This is a genomic window from Bacillus cereus group sp. BfR-BA-01379, from assembly GCF_022663605.1.
Classification (GTDB): domain Bacteria; phylum Bacillota; class Bacilli; order Bacillales; family Bacillaceae_G; genus Bacillus_A; species Bacillus_A mobilis.
In genome coordinates, this window is the sequence record NZ_JAKUFT010000011.1 from 20,592 (window position 1) to 38,779 (window position 18,188).

Consider the following 18,188-nt stretch of genomic DNA (forward strand, 5'->3'; position numbering starts at 1 on the left):
GTAACACGTAAAACTATGGTCCGAATTTTAAAAACAGAATATTTAACATTTCAAAACAACGAATTCTCCGCTTCATATAAAAGAAGAGTGTCTATATCATTTCATATAGACACTCTTCTCATGTATAATTTTCTATTTATTACTGACCTACAAATGTAGAAATTTCATCAACAGCTTGTTTATACCCACCGGATTTTCGGAAAGACTCCTTCAAATTCAAAGCAGCTTCTTTAAATGAAGGATTATTTAATATGAGTTCTACACTTTCACGTAGTTGTTCTTCAGTTAGTTCATTCATTGACAACTTGACCCCAGCTCCAAGATTCTCCACTTGCTTTGCGATAACTGGCTGATCTGCACTTTGCGGAATTACAATAAGCGGAATCCCGTTATATAGTCCTTCATGTGTACTGTTCATCCCGCCGTGTGTAATAAATAACTTTGTATATGTAAGTAGTTTTGTTTGTGGTACATAATTTTTCACAATGAAGTTTTTAGGAATTTCACCTAAATCACTTATTTTCGTTTTATTACCAATAGACATCACAATAGTATGATTACTATTCTTGAACGCCTTCAAACATAATTTATAAAAATCAAGCGCTTCATTAAAAACAGTACCTAACGAAATGTAAATCAAGCTTTTTTCTTCAATTACAGGAAAATCTAACTCTTCATTTTTTACTTGTGTAGAGATAGATGGTCCTACAAATGTAAATGTTTCATCAAACATATCTCCAAAAGGTTGGAACTCCTTTATTGTATACACAATAGTAAGTGGAGCTGGATTACAGAAAACTTCATACGGCGAGTTTATTTTAACACCGTATTTTTCCGCAATTCCCTTAGTTAAGCTTTCAAAATCATTACGTATCCTATCTTGATCTTCCACTGGGATATTTTTAGACAAGTGGGCTAACATTTGTTCAAATGCTTTTTCATCCTGTGCAAAAGATGTACAAGAATTTATTGCTGGAAGCTTTAGAATTTGAGCAATTATATGGCCACAGCCAAACATCGAATCGTGAATAATATAATCAAAATGTTCCCCTTCAATTTGCTCTAGAACATTAGGTATCACAACATCCACTGTATGCAAAAGGCCGTTAATTCTTTCTAATAAATAATTTCGACCACCGGAAAGAAAAGCTTTTATAAACTTTTGCTCGTCAATTGTTCGTACAGTAGCACCTGCCTTTTCAATGCGCTCTCTAAAAGATTCTATTGAAAAATAAATTACCTCTTCCCCACGTGAAACTAATTCTTCTACAACTTGCAATGTTGGATTTATATGTCCTTCTGATCCAGTATTAATGAATAAAACACGTGCCATTAGGAACACTCCTTACGTCAAATCTTGTCTATTATGTTAAGAATATAGATACTCTCCAAACACTTTTTTATATATCATGCTTTTATTAAATTGACCTTGCAAGCCTAAATCCAAGATCATCTATATGAAATGTAGGGTGGCTACGCCGGCGACAAGTCGCACCGCAACCTCTAGCTGGTTCAGCCCAGCTACCACCTCGAAAAATTCGGTATGATCCATATACTTTTTCATCATACAAATCATAGCACCATTCCCAAACGTTTCCTAACATATCATATAGTCCCCATGCATTTGGTTCTTTTTGACCAACGTCATGAATTTGTCCATTAGAATTCTCATTATACCATGCTATTTTCTCAAGTGTCCCATATGTATATCCCGTCGTATTTGCTTTACACGCATATTGCCACTCTGCTTCAGAAGGTAATCGGTATCCATTTGAAGCTAAATTACAACTAACAATTAGACTATCATCACTAATAGAATAATATTCTTTTAATCCCGCTTTTTTTGAAAGTAAATTACAAAATACAATGGCATCATTCCAAGAAATATTTACAACTGGTTTATTATTATCTTTGAATAAATTTGGTTTATGATTCACAATCGCATCATATAATTCCGTCGTCACAACATACTTTGCTAGAAGAAATGGTTTAACTTGGACTTGCCATTCTTTTTTAATTCGATCATCTCTTAATACTACTTTTCCTTCTGGAATTTTCACCATATTAGAATCAACCGGGCCAATGAATCTATTCAATCCTATCCCCCCATGTTACTTCTTTTTATAATCTAACTATTTATGGTATCGTACTTCTCTAAAAATAGTCTTACTTCATTTGAAGATTTTAAAATAATAACTTCTTTATCTTTACTCAATTGATTTAGCCTCTTTAAAATTGAAGGTCGTTTCGTTTTAGGATATTCCCATATCCATTTAAAAAATTGCAAGTCAAACCTTTCCTCACATCCAGCACCCATATCCGGTCTTGTTTTATTCCGATATTGTACAACCCTTTTAAAAGCACGATAAACACATATTGTTCTATGAATATCAAGAAAGATAATTGTATCAGCTGCGTTAATTCTTATATCCATTGTCCCGCCATAATTCCCATCAATAATCCACTCATCTTCTTTAACTAATTCATTTTGAACCGTTCTTTGCTCTTCTTTCGGTACCCCTTCCCAATTCGGTTTCCAAAATAACGCATCAAGATGATGTGCTTTAATATTTAATTTATTTCCTAATTGCCTTGCTAATGTAGATTTTCCGGAACCACCAGAACCTATTAATATTATTTTTTCATAAATACCCCTTTTTATATCTCTTATTTCTCCCGTAATATAAACTCAAAAATAAATCCTACTCCAACACCAATTGTATAAGCAACTAAATCACTCCACAAAAATCCGTAACCTAATACAAGTCCACCTAAAGTCGTTGCACGAATGTTATCTATCCATTCAGCATGATACAATTGGCTCACTTCAATCCCGTAGCAAAATAGCAAACTAATAAAAGCCAATTTCTTCGTTTCTATTTTAGGAAATAAAAATCCGAATCCAGTAAAAATCATCAATGCCCATAAAGCATCGCCTAAGTAGTCATTTAATAGCTGAGGTAACGCAAAAGCTAACTTTCTGGAGCTAAGACCTAAAATAATTATAACAATGGTAAACATTGCATATAATAGTCTATTTCGTTTCGTTTTCATCTCAAGAACTCCTAATATGTAATTTGAAATTGTAAATAGGTAGTAAAATATAATTATTTTACTACCTATTTTTTAATGGCTTTCATAATAAGAAAATGTGGATTTGTATTTAGATAATGATATGATTTTTCGTTTATTTCTCTCATCTTTTCAACTGGTCTCGGTTCCACCATTATTTCTAACACGAAATAATTTGTTGTTTCATTAATTATGTCTTGGAGTGACCTTCTAAAAAAGCTAACTTCTATTGTAATATTCGGTTTAACCCAAGTATCTACTAATAATTGTTTTTCAAAATAATTTTCACTGGTAAACTTTGTAAAATCCATAAAAGGATGATGAATGGAGTATATAAATTCTCCACCAGGCTTCAATACTCGATGAAACTCCTGAAATACATTATCCCAATTTTCTAAGTAATGAAGTGTTAACGAACTTACAATAACATCAAATGTATTATCTTCAAATGGTAATACTTCTTGCAGGTCATGACAAAAAAACGTTGCTTTATTACCCATACTTTCCTTTGCAGCTTTTACCATTTCAGAACTTACGTCAATTGCAGTAACGTTTGCTCCTCTTTCTATAAATTGAGAAGTATACCATCCAGCTGCACATCCAGCATCTAGTATACTCTTCCCTTCTAAATTCTTTGGAATCATCTCCATCATCGTTGGTCTTTCGTAATAACTGTTATATGGATTTGCCACATCTAAATTTTCTTTATATGTACTCGCTAATTTATCATATGTACCTTTGATCGTGTCTTTCAATACATCCACCCCTTATACATACTAATCTAATAACTCTTGCTGCTTTTTCTTTGAAAATGATTGTAGAACTAAATCATATGACCAATCGATCATCTTATTAATTTGCTCTTGCTCTACACCTTTATGTATATACACTGTATTCCAATGTTTTTTATTCATATGATAACCAGGAATTATGGTTTCTGGGAAGTCTTCTCTTAACCTTAGTGCAAGTTCTGGGTCACATTTTAATGTAATCGCTGCTTTTTCTCCTTCTTCATGGTTTACAATCGCAAATATTTTATTATTAAGCCTCATACATGTTGCATTCCAACCATCTGGTGAATCTTCTGTCGCTTTTCTTTTCGATAAACAATATGTTCTAATTGCATTCATTCTTATTGGCACCTCTTATTCTTTCACGATTTGATTACGATGCATTACAATTTGCTTTGTCGCTTGAAATTGCTGTTCACCGTAAAACTTTAATAATTTCTCTCCGCAAAATAGACTAACAATATGAACATGAGATATTTCTTGAAGTAATATTGTAAGCATCTTCTCTCCAATACCTTTATTTCTTACATTCTCATGTACGACAACATCTTCTATGTACGCTCGAAAGACACCATCAGAAACAACTCTAGCAAATCCGATTAATTCATTTTCTTCCCATACCCCAATCGCTATACTATACTTTAACATTTTTTGAATATCGATTTCTTTTCTTTCTGGCCACCAACCGACAGAGTCATAAAGTTTTTTTATTTTTTCTACGCAAATTGGTTGTTCATGTTGCAATTTATACGTGTGCATTTTCCTTCTCCCATCAAATTGCTCATTATATATAATTTGTCTTACTTTACTTCTTTCAATATAAAACTATAGAATCCAACCTGTTACAAAAAAACTTCATAAAATAAATTTATAATATCGATTTTACAATTGCAATCGTTACTCTCATTCTTTCATATTAACTATATCAAATATACAGAATAAGAGAAAATCAATGAATATAACACCAAAAGTATTTCTATAATAATATTTAACTATTAAAACTTGAATTCCTTGCAAAAAATGGTAAAGTTAATTAGGTAAAAAAATACATAAAGTGAGGCGATCTTTTGAAAAAGTTTAGTTTATTACTAACAGCATTTGTCATAATCTTATCGTTATTCATCCCTAATCTTACAAGTGCTAAATCTTTCCCAGATGTCCAATCTAATCATTGGGCAATTAAAGAAATTAACTATTTATCGGATAAAGGTATCATTAAAGGTACGCCAGAAGGTACTTTTAAACCAAGTGAAGATGTAACTCGTGGACAAATGGCCTTAATGCTAGATTTATCATTAAAATTAGAAAAACCATCTAGCTATAATCATATTTTTTCCGATGTAGCCAAAGGTATCTATTACTATGATTCTGTACATAAGTTAGCACATAATAACATTGTACAACGTGAAACAAACTATTTTCCTGACCGCTCATTAACTCGTGCAGAAATGGCAGTAGTTCTTGTTAAAACTTTTAATTTAAAGCCTACAGGAGCAGACGTCAATTTCCCTGATGTTCCATCTAATCATTGGGGTTACAATTATGTCGAAATTTTAGCTCAAAATAATATCACTACTGGATTGCCTGATGGTACATTTGGTCCAGGTGTAAAAGTAACTCGTGAGCAATTCGCTGCATTTTTGGCTCGTGTATTAGAACCAAACTTCCGTCCAGCTCTTCCTAAGCCTAAAGGTAACTTAGAGGTTCATTATATTGATGTCGGACAAGGTGATGCTACTTTTATTAAATCTCCAAGTGGAGAAACTATCCTTATTGATGCTGGTAACAACGGAAAAGGTAAAGTAGTAGCGAATTATCTAAAAGGATTAGGATTCCAAACTATTGATTATATGATCGCTACGCATCCTGATGCTGACCATGTAGGCGGATTAGATGAAGTCCTATATTCTATGAATGTAAAAAACGTTTACGCCCCGAAAGTAAGTCATACGACACAAACGTTTAAAGACTTCCTAACTGCAGTAGCTAACAAAGGATTAACAATTAAAGAAGCAAAATCTGGAGTTACTTTACCAATCAATGGTTTAAACTCACAATTTTTAGCTCCCGTTAAAGAATATGGTAACGATCTAAATGAGTGGAGTGCTGTATTAAAAGTAACACACGGTAGCAAATCCTTCTTATTCACAGGTGATGCTGAATCTAAAAGTGAGAAAGATATGGTTACGACACATGGTTCTAACCTAAAATCAGATGTATTAAAACCAGGTCATCACGGAAGTAAGACATCTTCTTCTCAGCTATTTTTAGATGCAGTGAAACCAAGTATTGCCGTGATCAGTGCAGGTGCAGGTAACCGCTATGGCCATCCTACACAGGAAACTTTAGCAAAGTTAAATTCAATGTCTGTTAATGTATATAGAACTGATTCCAACGGAACTGTAGTTATTAATAGTGATGGTTCTAACATTTCTGTAAGAACGGAGAGATAGTTATGAAAAGAGGTATTATTGACCGCTTTGAAGGCGAACTAGCAGTTATTGAAATGAATAACGTAACAATTGATGTACCTAAATCCAAACTCCCTTCCACTGCAACAGAAGGTGATGTTCTTATAATCAAGGATGATACGTATACAATTGATAAGGACGAAACAGATAAAAGAAGACGTGAAATCCAAAATTTAATGAATAAACTATTTGAATAGCAAAAAAAGAGCCCTCCAACAGGATGGCTCTTTTTTTGCACACATAGTAACTAATTATTTTTTATTATTTAACTTCATACCACCAACCTTTTCGATCAAGCCAGCCTTTCATAGCGTTTAATTGCGTATCGCTAGTAGGTTCAGTAACAAAATACGTTAAACCATCCGATTGTAAAATGAAGGTAGCAGTCATTTTTAAAGAAGTTAATGCTCCCATAACATCTGGAGTTTCATGAGGTGAAAAGGCTCCAGATTGAATGATATTTTGTTTCGAAACTTGTGCTTGTATGTTTTCTTGTTTTGGTAACGATTCAGTAAACCAAGAAAGTGGCTTATTTCCTATCAATTGGTTTAAATCACATTTACCGATACCTGGTACATTACCTGTCTCAGTGTATTGCCAAATATCACAAGGATATGCTGGTTTATTGCCGCCATACCTAGGAATCCATAGAAAATCACTTTTTACGTTCGCCATACCGAAAGGCTCATATACATGATGCCCAACATATAAGCCAATTTTCTTAGCACCTAGTCGGCGTAACTCGTCGATAAAAGCTTGTGTACCAGCTCTCATATCATCCATTGTTTTCACTTCTACATCAGCCACCCAAACTGTAGCACTCTTATCACCGCGATTCCAAAAGTCTTGCGCTTCTTTCTTCGCATCAGCAATTGAAATAAAGCGGCAGAATGCATAGTTACCAAATGGAATATTTCTATTTTTCATTGCTTGGACATAATTTTTATATAAAGGATCTACATAATTTGATCCATCTTGTACCCTAGCGATTACGAAATCTAGTTGTGGAGCGGCTACATCCCAGTTAATGTTACCGTTCCATTTTGAAATATCTACAATGTAACCCATTGCTTAACACCTCCTTTTTTATTATTATATTCAGAGCTCGTCTTATTGCTCTTCTGCTCTAAAAAATTCAACAGCATTGTTAGAAAAACCTATACAACAAGTGTCTTCTACAAAGACAGTAACTCATTTCAAATAAAAAAGAAAATCATAGTTCTACGAATCGTACTATTTGTTTCCATAATTGCATCAGATTAAGTAGTTGCTATAAACAAAAGAAAAAAGCATCACCTTATTGGTGATGCTTTTAATATCCACTTTTCTTCTAGAGCACGAATACGATTCCTATAACCTCTTCTCTAAAAAGTGTTGACTATGTCCTTTAGGATGATCTTCAACAACACCGTATTCTCGGTAGCCATGCTTTTTATAAAAGTCTGGTGCTTGAAAACTAAATGAATCTAATAATATTAATCTACAACCTTTGTCCTTCGCAATGTCTTCGATTTTATGTAACAGTTGACTACCATAACCATCATGACGAACTGTTTCATCAACCCATAAAAAATCTATATGAAGATGATAAAAATACATCGTTCCTGTTACCCCACCAAATATTTTTCCATCCTCATCTTTCACTACGAAACTCACTTGTTCCATCGGCTGTTTTGCTTCATCTGTTAAAATAGACATGTTATATTGAATTACTTTATTTTTTATGTATTCTCCTTCAGCGCGAGTACCATTTTCTATGTGTTTCATATCTTTCTTCCTTTCAACTTAATAAGCTACCTTTAATTTTTACTTTTCCTTTTTAAAATACTAATAAACACGAATCCACCATAAGTAACAAAGCATGAAAAACCAATGATCCCTGGTACAGAGACATAACCTGTTCTTATATAACTAATAACGGCAAAGCAAGCGATAGACAATAAAATAGATGGCCAAAATATAAGAGCTGTTTTTCTTCGTCTCTCTTTCGATATATTTTCCTTCTCTTCAGAAATACGTGTGCCAAAAAGCAATACAATACAAATAAGGATTGCTGCAAAGTAAATTGTATTTAATGACAAATTATGATCGTAAATCGCAATTCCAACTTCCAAAGCAATAATTGTTAAAATCAATATAATGATTGTTGAAGTTTTTAAGTTACGTTTCAATCTCTCACCCCTAGCATGCCTTCACTATCCTTTTTGTATATACATATTCAAACTTCTTTTTATATTGTTTTATCATCTTCTTAAAATTCAATATAGAATATTAAAAACCTTTTTTTGTTAAATGATATTTATACATACAATAAAAAAAATAGCATGAAATTTCTCCATGCTACCTTTCTAAAATACATAATTCGCATAATGCAAACATTTACTCTTCCGTAGGCTTTTTAGGACCATTAAGCTCCAATTGATAAAAAGCTAAATCTAACCACCTATTAAACTTATAACCAGCCTTCTTAATTGTCCCCGCATGAACAAATCCATAGTTTTCATGTAAGGCAATGCTTTTCTTATTTTCTGCATCAATTCCAGCAATTAAGATCATATATTCCCTATCTCTTGCAACTGTGATCAATGCTTTCATTAAAGAAGTTCCTATCCCATTTTTTCTATATTCCTTATGAACATACACAGAATGCTCAATTGAATATTTATAGGCAGGCCAAGCTCTAAATGGCCCGAATGTCGCAAACCCTACTACTTTATTATCTAATTCGTATACTAAAATTGGATAACCTTCAGCCTTTTTTTGTTCATACCAGTCTATTCTATTTTCAAGGGTTACAGGTTTATACGTATATACGGCCGTTGTATACAATATAGCATCATTATAAATATCTAACATGTATGTTACATCTTGTTTCCTTGCTTCCCTTATCATCACTTTCTTCCTTTCCTCTAATTTCACTCCTATATACGAATACGAGCTTTTCGGAAACCATCAAATATATTTAAGACAGCAGATAAAATGTAAATGATAATACCTCCACCAATTAACCACTTTTTAAATTCCTCTGGAGAAGTAGTAAACACATTTGCCACATACGTAATAAATCCTTCGTTAAATAAATGTGGATTTACTACAATTACAATGAATACTATTGTTCCAGCTATTTGAAGAAAAGCATTCCCAATTGCCAACTTTTTCGTCCATTGTCCCTGTACTAACTTATAAAGAGATATACCTATTTCAAAAACAATTATAATTACAACGATTGGCCAATACTGAAGTAACACATCTTGATTAAAAGTTGGCGCGACAAACTTCAGTCCGTTTTCTGTACCATGATATACACCTACAAGATGATTTGCATAAAAATATAGTGTTGCCCATATTGCCGTCCACATTAACCCGCCAAATACTTCGAACTTTGAGATCGACTTTTTCTTTGGAACATACGAAGTATTTTTTAAATCATCAGGCGTCCATTTTTTTAAACTTGTCGTCAACGGTTGGGTACCTTTGTCTTTATCAGTTCTTTCTAAAATTGCAAATACAAGTGTCAACCAGAAAAACACATGGAGGCCTACTTCGATAATTTCCCCAATTCCTTTACCTATCACATTTAAAATAACGTTTAATACCGCTTGCTCACCATTATATCCAACAAAATTTTCTGCAACCATTGCAATGAGAGCGATAACAGCTGCAATTGGTATGATCATTTTTAATAATGTCGTATATACATCAAAATAACGTGGTCCAATTAAATGCATCGGTCTATCCAAATATCCATTAGCCAACGAAACTGGACTTCCCAATTTTTCAAGAACTCTTTTTTCATCGTCTTCATTATAATCATCAGGTAACATATCCTCGATTGTTGACCGTAGTTCAAGAGTAATATCTTCACGATTTTTTTCAGGTAATCTCTTCGCTACTTCCTCGACATACATATCAATCAAGTTCATTTTTGTCCTCCTCCTTTAATAAGTTATAAAGTTCTTTCGAATCCTTTATCCATTCTTTCTTCAGCTGCAAAAATATCTCTAATCCGTATTCACTTAAAACGTAATACTTACGAGGTCTACTCTCCGTTTTATCCCAACTACTCGTTACTAGCTCCTGCTTTTCTAATCGGCGAAGTAGTGGATATAACGTACTTTGATCGATTGTAATCCCTGATTGTTCCAATAATTGGACAAGTGAATACCCATACTGCGGTGTTCTTAACTGGCTTAAAACCGCTAATGTTAATGTACCTCTTCTTAGTTCAGTAATTAACGAATTTAATAAAGCATCCATTCACTCACCTCATTTTCATTACTATATGTCATACAGTATATGTTTTATACTATGTATCGTACAGTATTAATGTGATAAAAACAATACGTATTTACAAAAAATAGATAATAAAAAAGCACAAACTTATATAATTTGTGCTTTTCTGGCTATTTAAATGCTTATAACAATCTTAATTTTGTACCTCTTGTAATATAAACTCTCCATTTTCTTTAATAAATGGGGTAACATTTACAATTGCCTCAATATGAATTACTCCATATACATGCGGATATTCTTGACCGTTAGAAGCAAGTTCATATTTTATTTCTGCTTTTATTAAGGATGGATCAATTGTCAGTAATAAAACATCTTCTTCATGACTAAAATGTTTTTCAGCAACTTCTAAAGCTTGTTTTAAAAATGAACAATGAATAAATCCCTCTTCTTTTAGTGAAGTTTCATTAATTTCTCCATTTATCTTTGCAATTTCCCAATTTCTTTTTGTTATTACCTTTGTAATCATAGTTAGTTTCTCTCCAAGTCTTTATATAGAAAAACAAGAGGTTCTTCTTTTTGTTACTAGAAAACCCTCTTGTTTTTCATATTTATTTTAATCCTTTTATTAAAGGCGATGCTTCTCCGCTATGGAAAATCCATAAATCATGGAGTGATCTTGTACATCCGACATACAATAACTTCGCATCGTGTTTTGTATTTTTGTAATGTTCTTCATCAACATCAATTAGTAGAACCGCATCAAATTCTAGCCCTTTCGCCAAGTATACAGGTACTACTGAAATACCACCTTCATATTTACTTTGATCTGCTTCTATGACGTTTACAGCCAGTCCTACATTTGTTAATTTCTCATATATATCGCGGCATTCATGGTCTGTTCTTCCTATTACCGCAATTGTTTTCACAACTTCATTTTGTAGATGCTTTAACGTCTTCATAATCTCATTAAATTGATCTTCTGTATGGATTACTTTAACATCTTCACCACTACGAAAAACTGGTGTTGCGAGCCCAACTGGAATTTCTGCATTTTTAATAATCTCGTTCGCAAATTCAATAATTTCTTTTGTAGAGCGATAACTTCTCGTCAGTTCATAATAACCTGTTTCTTGGAATACTTCCTTAAAAGCACCCCAATCTTCAATTCCTTGATAATCATAAATTGCTTGAGATAAATCACCTAATATAGTGAAAGAATTACCTAGTGTAATTTCTTTTAATACATACACTTGAAATGGTGAGAAATCTTGTGCTTCATCAATAACGACGTGATGGAATTTCTGTCCGATTTCAATACCTGTTATGCGGTGATGTATGTAAATTAAAGCAGGTAGATCTTCTACATACACTTCTTTTTTACGACAATTCTTTTCAGTTTCTTTCACAAGTTCTTCAGGTAATACTTCGAGTATTTCTTTACTTTTCAATATTGAGCTATATAGTGAAAGTGCGCTCATTTTCGGCCAAAACTTCATATATGTGTTCAATCTCTTTGTCGCTTCTTTTTTTAGTAATTTCTTCTCGTTTGTTTCTCCATACTTTTTCAGTTCAATTTCAATCCAGCGCTTCATTCGGCCGACTAATCTTTCTCTTCTTTTCTTTAATGGATAATGTTTATATTCAACTTGCATCCATTTTTTTATGTCTTCTACTGGAATAATAGCTTTGTCCCATGCTTCAAAATCACTTGTTGGTACGAATTCTTTTTCAAATTGGACCATTCTCTCTTCAATAAAGGACTTAAATTCCAGCGTGCCTTTCAATTTACCGAGCATAACCTTTTCTTCATCACGATTAATAGAAAATGCTTCTTTCAACTTTTCTTCTGTTTGTTTTAGTTTCACCGAATCATCTAACGTACGTAATGCCCAATCTGCAAATGTTGTTTGACTAATATTCCCTACACCTAATTCCGGAAGCACACTCGAAATATAGTCTAAAAACAGACTATTCGGAGCAAATACAATCATTCTCTCAGCTTCTAATTGCTCACGGTATTCATAAATTAAAAAAGCAAGGCGATGTAAAGCAATCGTTGTTTTTCCGCTCCCTGCAACCCCTTGAATTAATAATGGTAAGTTTCTTTCCGCACGAATAATATCATTTTGCTCCGATTGTATTGTCGAAACAATATCCTTTAGTTTATTATCTTTATTCTCACCTAATCGATATAGAAGAAAATCATCGGCATGCGAAACATCTTCATTTCCTTTTACATATGTATCAACAACACGTTCTAGTTCTCTTTTTCGAATAGAGATGTTTCGTTTTAAATACACATCACCTTCTACTAATCCGTCTGGTGATTCATAAAACGCTAATTCCTCCCCACCGGTAAATGAATAAAACATACTTGCGACAGGTGCCCGCCAATCAATTACAATTGGTTTCATTGTATCTTTATGTGAAACACCTACTTTACCGATGTAGATTGGCATAATATCTTCCTTGCCATCCTCCTGAAAATCTAATCTTCCAAAGTACGGTTCTTGCACTCCAATACGTAAATTTTGTCTATTAGATTCTCTCATACTTTCTAGAATTTGTTCTTTAAAATCTTCTCCATAATAAACCGGAATGTTTTCGAGCTGTTCTAATTGATCATCCATCGTACTTAACGTATCTTTCATTTTTTGTAACTCTTCTTCAAAAATGTTGTTCATTTGATGATTCCCTCCTGTCCGTTCTAATTTTTCAGTCGAGATACAATTGTATTAAAAATCCATTCATAAAGTCAATAGTTTCAATTTAAATTTTCCGAAAAAACTCACTTTTCATCTTTCTAATTTTGAACTCTTATCGTTATTTTTACATTATAAGAATATAAAACATCTAAATTACAACACTTTACATATAATAAAATAATGCGTACAAAAGCTATTACTTTCTATTAATAATAACGATATATACACTAACTTACTAAACTCTCATCTATCTTTCTATCGATTTCCTCCTTTCACTTATAAAATAATGAGAAGAGTTAATAGGTAAATACCAAAAATAAAAAGGAGTTTATTCGAAATGACTACAACCAATAGAAAACATGTAAAGTTACATTTAATTATTTTTGTGTTAATTGTGCTAGCAAGTGGTTGGATCGGTGTATTTCTTGATTCTCTTCTAACAGATCAGCCTAAAGGAAATTCTTTAGGCATGGGCTTATGGCTTATACTTCCTTTCTTCGTCAGCATATTACTTAGAATTCTTAGCCGAGATTGGCATAATTTTGGTATCAAACCAAATTTTAAAGGAAACTTTAAATGGTATTTCGTAGCAATACTTATTTATCCATTCGTTACACTAATAACTATAAGCTTAGCTCTATTTTTCGGAGTCGTTAACATATCTAACTTTGAGATGTCCTCATTATGTTCACTCATACTCATGTCTATTATAGGTAATTTTATTAAAAATATTTTCGAAGAGTTCTCTTGGCGCGGTTATTTAACCCCAAAGCTTATTGAATTAAAGTTAAACGATTGGCTAATTTATTTAGTTTCTGGTTTAATTTGGGCTCTTTGGCATGCCGCTTATTATTTAGTTTTTTTACCAAATGAATATTTTGAATCTATTTCTAGGTTAAATATGCTTTTATCAGGATGCATACTTATGGTTTCTTGGTCTATTATGTATGTCGAAATATATAGACTTACAAAATCAGTGTGGCCATGTGTGTTCATGCATGCACTTGAAGACGCCGTACCTACTGTTTTAATAACTATAACCGGTATTATTACTCTTACAAATAGTAGTGATTTTTGGTTAAATCCTATTAATGGTGTCGTTGCCACTGTTTTATTTCTTGGCATCGGGATTGTACTAAGATCCATAAGGATAAAAAAAGAACGATAATTACATACGAAAGACAGTCAATTATTTACACTATAAAAGTAAAAAAGAGTAAGGAATTAATCCCTACTCTTTTTTATTTTTATACGATATGAGAAACATTCATTTAAAGATGCTTGCTCTTTATATTCTCTCTCTTCAAAGTCATACGCCCCTCCTGGGAAAATCCCAACTATACTGAAGCGAGCCTCTGCACATAAATTATTAATCTCATCTATAGTATAGCAACGTAAAGATTGTGTCACAATATCATTTGAAGAATCCGTTTCCCACCAATGGTCCAGCATTCTAGCATTTTCACTATCATATTCATATTTTCGCATTGCAGAATAAATCGGCATTTCTTGTCCATTTGCTTTTTCCCAATATAAAGGTTGATAAATATCAATAAGTGCACACCCATCATCTTTCAACCAACTATGGATGCGTTTTAATAAAAATAATTGTTCTGCATCCGTTCCTACACCAAATCCGTCCAAATAAGTAACGACATCAAACTTTTCTTCAAAATTAATTTTATAAAAGTCAGCACAGTGAATAACAATATCATTAGTAGAATGTTCTTTCGCAAACATAACTAACTCTCGTACTAGCTCAACTGTAGTCATCTTTACATTCAAATTAGACATCGCTCTTGCAAATCCACCATTTCCTGCTCCTAGTTCTAACATCGACTGAAATGTATATCCAACTTGTTCTTGAACTTCTTTAGCAACTTCCTGTAACCAATTTTCATTATTTACATCATAGCTTAGTAGTTCAAATTGTTTTTTATAAAATTCTTTTACATTTAATTCATTCATTAATATTCTCCTCCTGTATATTATTTTTCTGCTACAGGTGAGAAACTAAATTTCTGATACCCATGAAAAATCCTCCTTTTGATTTCCCTTTATTTGCATTTTATCAAAATAATCAGAATTTCGGAAGTATCAATTTAAAAAACAGATAATGGATGTTCCCACTATCTGCTTCTACGCTGCCTTTATTATCCTTGTTGATACTTCACCCAATTACCAGAAACTATAACTTCCTTCAGCATCTCTTTATCTTGAGCAACATACACAAATGCACGTATTTCTCTATCAGCTAAATAAATCGTTTCGGTGATTCGGTCATATAGGTCACTCTCTGCATTACCTGTGTATTCTTCAAGTTCATCTAATTTTTGCAGAACATTATCATTTACTTCGTAAACTTCTCCATATACTTTGTCTTCATTTGAACAAATCATCGCCGGATACCCTTCGTTTGTATCAAATAATTTCCCATACATCCATGCTCCGTCTGCGATGCATATTGCACCTTGCATAAAATGAGCATTCGTTTGCTCTTTTCTTAACGTGCCATACACGAAAACGTGATGCATATATCCCTATCCCCTTTATATGTCTCTATTTTCTAATTTGTAAATAAGCACGAATCATAAAATAACTCACTTCATTTGGGAGTTGTTCCTTAATCGATTTCAGGCCGCCCTCTGCATTTTGCACGGCAGTTTCAATCATTTGTTCATATTTGGCAGGAACAAAACTGTTCCAATCTACTTCCATTCCATCTTCAAAAGAGCGGATTAAATGATTTTCAATCGTTTGTCTTGATAAGCCACGTTCTTTTGCAATTTCATCTAGATCAATAGCTTGTTTATACATCTCATACGTTTCTAAATGAGAATTTGCTGAAGCTTTCCCAGACTTTTTCCGCTCTGTCACCACTTCTGTTTTAACTGTTTCAGCATAGTTTGGGTTTTCATCTATAAAGTGCTGAACTGCTTGTAAGAAGTGAGAACCATACTTCACAAGTTTATGTTCACCAATCCCTTTTACAGTTAAAAGTTCAGAGTCACTTTGCGGCATTTTTGCACACATATCCTTCAACGTTTGATCAGAGAAAATAACAAATGGAGGTACACCTTCTCCTTGCGCAATTTCTTTACGTACTTCACGAAGTACTTCAAATAAAGGATGATCTTGAACAATTTGTCTTGTCTCTACTCGTTCTTTACGTAAAACATTCACTTTACTAAGTAACACTTCTTTCCCTTTTTCCGTTACTTTTAATGTCGGATACGTACCATGTTCAACTGCAATTAACTCATCTGAAATTAGAAACTCAATAAATTCACTAACTTCTTTTACGCTACGATTTGATAGTAATCCGTATGTTGGTAAAGTATGAAAATTAAATTCAATAACTTTCTTATTTTTAGATCCAGTTAGCACTTGTGCAATCATTTGTTTACCAAATCGTTGGTTCGTTCTAATCATACAAGATAGAACCATTTGTGATTCTCTCGTCACATCGATACTCTCGCGGTCATCCGTACAATTACCGCAGCGGCCACAATCTTCTTTCGGCTCTTCTCCAAAATATTGCAAAATAAATGATTGCAAACATTGTTCTGTATGACAGTAGTCAGTCATATTTTGCAGTTTTTCAAGTTCGTTTGAAAAACGAGACTCTCCTGTCGATTGATCAATTAAAAAGCGCTGTACTTGCACATCTTGAGAAGAATATAGCAATATACATGCACTATCTAATCCGTCACGTCCGGCACGTCCTGCTTCTTGGTAATAACTTTCCATGTTTTTTGGCAGTTGATAATGGATAACGTAACGTATATTCGATTTATCAATTCCCATACCGAATGCAGATGTCGCTACCATTACACTCACTTCATCACGTAAAAAGAGTTCTTGCTGCTCATTTCGATCGGTATCACTCATACCAGCATGGTATTTTGATACCGAAACGCCCGCTTTCATTAAATCCTCATACAATTGATCAACTACTTTTCTAGTAGCTGCATATATAATCCCAGATTCTTTTTGATTTTGACGAATATAATCCGCTAAATATGCATGACGATCTTGTCCTTTAATAACAGAAAATGATAAGTTCTCGCGCTCAAACGTTGTCATAATCGTATTTTCTTGATTAATTCCAAGCGTGTTGCAAATATCTTCACGAACTTGTGGTGTTGCCGTAGCAGTTAATGCTAATACGAGCGGCTTTTCTGGAAGATAATCTAATATGCGATGTATATGTAAATAACTCGGACGGAAATCATGTCCCCACTGCGAAATACAGTGCGCCTCATCAATTGCAATCATCGGGATTTTCATATCGATAAGTTGGTCAACAAACTCCATTGAATCAAGACGCTCAGGCGCCACATAAAGCAACTTATAATGACCTTGTTTCGCTAATTGAATTCGTTGATTTGCTTCTGTAATAGAAATAGAACTATTAATATAAGTAGCTGAAATACCGTTTTGTACTAATGTATCTACTTGGTCTTTCATAAGTGAAATCAAAGGTGAAATAACTAATGTCGTTCCTTCGAATACTAATGCGGGAATTTGATAACAAATTGACTTACCACCGCCCGTAGGCATAATACAAACTGTATCTTTCCCATCTAATACATTTTTAATTGTTTCATCTTGTCCTCTTCGGAATGACGAATAACCGAAATAAGACGCTAAAAGTTCTTGTGCTTTTGTAAACAAAAAAGAGTCACCTGCTTTTCTATATCTTTCATCTATTCCTATTATATCATCACTTAAGCGTCTTGAAAGTGATGAATACATGACTAACAGCTTGCTTTTCATTATTTTACGTTTCTCTACGTTTTAAATGTTGTTTAGCAGCGGTGTTTTAATTGCTATTTATGTCTATAAATTTTAAAACCTGAATCAACCACATCTGAGATGAATTACAAAATAATTATACATTTTATTACTCTTCC

The 18,188-nt window shown here is 33.2% G+C and carries 21 protein-coding genes; 3 read left to right on the forward strand and 18 right to left on the reverse strand.

Going from position 1 to position 18,188, the window contains the following annotated elements; genetic code table 11:
• Positions 1–139 precede the first annotated feature (139 nt).
• From MR113_RS06485 to MR113_RS06515, 7 genes are all read right to left on the reverse strand, one after another.
• Positions 140–1,333, reverse strand: coding sequence for a macrolide family glycosyltransferase (locus MR113_RS06485; RefSeq protein ID WP_242252526.1), 1,194 nt, complete (start codon positions 1,331–1,333; stop codon positions 140–142).
• A gap of 85 nt (positions 1,334–1,418) precedes the next feature.
• The gene (locus MR113_RS06490; RefSeq protein ID WP_242252735.1) at positions 1,419–2,063 is read right to left on the reverse strand and encodes a formylglycine-generating enzyme family protein; all 645 of its coding nucleotides are present in this window, start codon (positions 2,061–2,063) and stop codon (positions 1,419–1,421) included.
• Positions 2,064–2,128: 65 nt separating this feature from the next.
• On the reverse strand, positions 2,129–2,650 hold the full coding sequence (locus MR113_RS06495) for a DNA topology modulation protein (RefSeq protein ID WP_242252737.1): 522 nt from the start codon (positions 2,648–2,650) through the stop codon (positions 2,129–2,131).
• Between the two features lie 17 nt (positions 2,651–2,667).
• On the reverse strand, positions 2,668–3,054 hold the full coding sequence (locus tag MR113_RS06500; protein ID WP_242252535.1) for a ribosomal maturation YjgA family protein: 387 nt from the start codon (positions 3,052–3,054) through the stop codon (positions 2,668–2,670).
• Between the two features lie 65 nt (positions 3,055–3,119).
• Entirely contained in the window at positions 3,120–3,827 is a 708-nt protein-coding gene (locus tag MR113_RS06505; protein ID WP_242252536.1) for a class I SAM-dependent methyltransferase, read from the reverse strand.
• A 21-nt stretch (positions 3,828–3,848) separates the two neighbouring features.
• A complete protein-coding gene (locus MR113_RS06510; protein WP_242252539.1) occupies positions 3,849–4,202 on the reverse strand; it encodes an MmcQ/YjbR family DNA-binding protein in 354 nt (117 codons plus the stop codon).
• 15 nt (positions 4,203–4,217) lie between these two features.
• Positions 4,218–4,622 (reverse strand): GNAT family N-acetyltransferase, encoded by a 405-nt coding sequence (locus MR113_RS06515; RefSeq protein WP_242252550.1) that lies wholly within the window; start codon positions 4,620–4,622, stop codon positions 4,218–4,220.
• Positions 4,623–4,930: 308 nt separating this feature from the next.
• Between MR113_RS06515 and MR113_RS06520 the strand changes: the two genes are divergently transcribed.
• On the forward strand, positions 4,931–6,316 hold the full coding sequence (locus tag MR113_RS06520) for an S-layer homology domain-containing protein (RefSeq protein ID WP_242252551.1): 1,386 nt from the start codon (positions 4,931–4,933) through the stop codon (positions 6,314–6,316).
• 2 nt (positions 6,317–6,318) lie between these two features.
• Positions 6,319–6,531: a DUF3006 domain-containing protein gene (locus tag MR113_RS06525; RefSeq protein WP_242252554.1), complete on the forward strand. Its 213-nt coding sequence runs from the start codon at positions 6,319–6,321 to the stop codon at positions 6,529–6,531.
• A 64-nt stretch (positions 6,532–6,595) separates the two neighbouring features.
• Here MR113_RS06525 and MR113_RS06530 read toward each other — a convergent pair whose 3' ends face one another.
• From MR113_RS06530 to MR113_RS06565, 8 genes are all read right to left on the reverse strand, one after another.
• Positions 6,596–7,402 (reverse strand): GH25 family lysozyme, encoded by an 807-nt coding sequence (locus tag MR113_RS06530; RefSeq protein WP_242252556.1) that lies wholly within the window; start codon positions 7,400–7,402, stop codon positions 6,596–6,598.
• A gap of 282 nt (positions 7,403–7,684) precedes the next feature.
• Positions 7,685–8,101 carry a GNAT family N-acetyltransferase gene (locus MR113_RS06535; protein WP_242252558.1) on the reverse strand — a complete coding sequence of 139 codons (417 nt, stop codon included), beginning with the start codon at positions 8,099–8,101 and terminating at the stop codon, positions 7,685–7,687.
• Between the two features lie 32 nt (positions 8,102–8,133).
• Positions 8,134–8,505 (reverse strand): hypothetical protein, encoded by a 372-nt coding sequence (locus tag MR113_RS06540; RefSeq protein ID WP_242252560.1) that lies wholly within the window; start codon positions 8,503–8,505, stop codon positions 8,134–8,136.
• Positions 8,506–8,713: 208 nt separating this feature from the next.
• The gene (locus MR113_RS06545) at positions 8,714–9,226 is read right to left on the reverse strand and encodes a GNAT family N-acetyltransferase (protein WP_242252563.1); all 513 of its coding nucleotides are present in this window, start codon (positions 9,224–9,226) and stop codon (positions 8,714–8,716) included.
• A gap of 29 nt (positions 9,227–9,255) precedes the next feature.
• Positions 9,256–10,257, reverse strand: coding sequence for an HAAS signaling domain-containing protein (locus tag MR113_RS06550; protein WP_242252565.1), 1,002 nt, complete (start codon positions 10,255–10,257; stop codon positions 9,256–9,258).
• Entirely contained in the window at positions 10,244–10,591 is a 348-nt protein-coding gene (locus MR113_RS06555) for a PadR family transcriptional regulator (protein WP_060486712.1), read from the reverse strand. The genes MR113_RS06550 and MR113_RS06555 overlap by 14 nt, the downstream gene beginning before the upstream one ends.
• A 169-nt stretch (positions 10,592–10,760) precedes the next feature.
• Positions 10,761–11,093, reverse strand: a complete 333-nt coding sequence (locus MR113_RS06560; RefSeq protein WP_242239696.1) for a DUF952 domain-containing protein — start codon at positions 11,091–11,093, stop codon at positions 10,761–10,763.
• 82 nt (positions 11,094–11,175) lie between these two features.
• Positions 11,176–13,251 carry a HelD family protein gene (locus tag MR113_RS06565; RefSeq protein ID WP_242252577.1) on the reverse strand — a complete coding sequence of 692 codons (2,076 nt, stop codon included), beginning with the start codon at positions 13,249–13,251 and terminating at the stop codon, positions 11,176–11,178.
• A 358-nt stretch (positions 13,252–13,609) separates the two neighbouring features.
• On the opposite strand from MR113_RS06565, the gene MR113_RS06570 reads away from it, so the two are divergent.
• Entirely contained in the window at positions 13,610–14,440 is an 831-nt protein-coding gene (locus MR113_RS06570; protein ID WP_242252580.1) for a CPBP family glutamic-type intramembrane protease, read from the forward strand.
• 56 nt (positions 14,441–14,496) lie between these two features.
• Here MR113_RS06570 and MR113_RS06575 read toward each other — a convergent pair whose 3' ends face one another.
• From MR113_RS06575 to recQ, 3 genes are all read right to left on the reverse strand, one after another.
• Entirely contained in the window at positions 14,497–15,240 is a 744-nt protein-coding gene (locus MR113_RS06575) for a class I SAM-dependent methyltransferase (protein WP_242252582.1), read from the reverse strand.
• A 185-nt stretch (positions 15,241–15,425) separates the two neighbouring features.
• Positions 15,426–15,806 carry a gamma-glutamylcyclotransferase family protein gene (locus MR113_RS06580; protein ID WP_242252592.1) on the reverse strand — a complete coding sequence of 127 codons (381 nt, stop codon included), beginning with the start codon at positions 15,804–15,806 and terminating at the stop codon, positions 15,426–15,428.
• Positions 15,807–15,831: 25 nt separating this feature from the next.
• Positions 15,832–17,949, reverse strand: a complete 2,118-nt coding sequence (gene recQ / locus MR113_RS06585) for a DNA helicase RecQ (RefSeq protein WP_242252594.1) — start codon at positions 17,947–17,949, stop codon at positions 15,832–15,834.
• Positions 17,950–18,188: the final 239 nt, after the last annotated feature.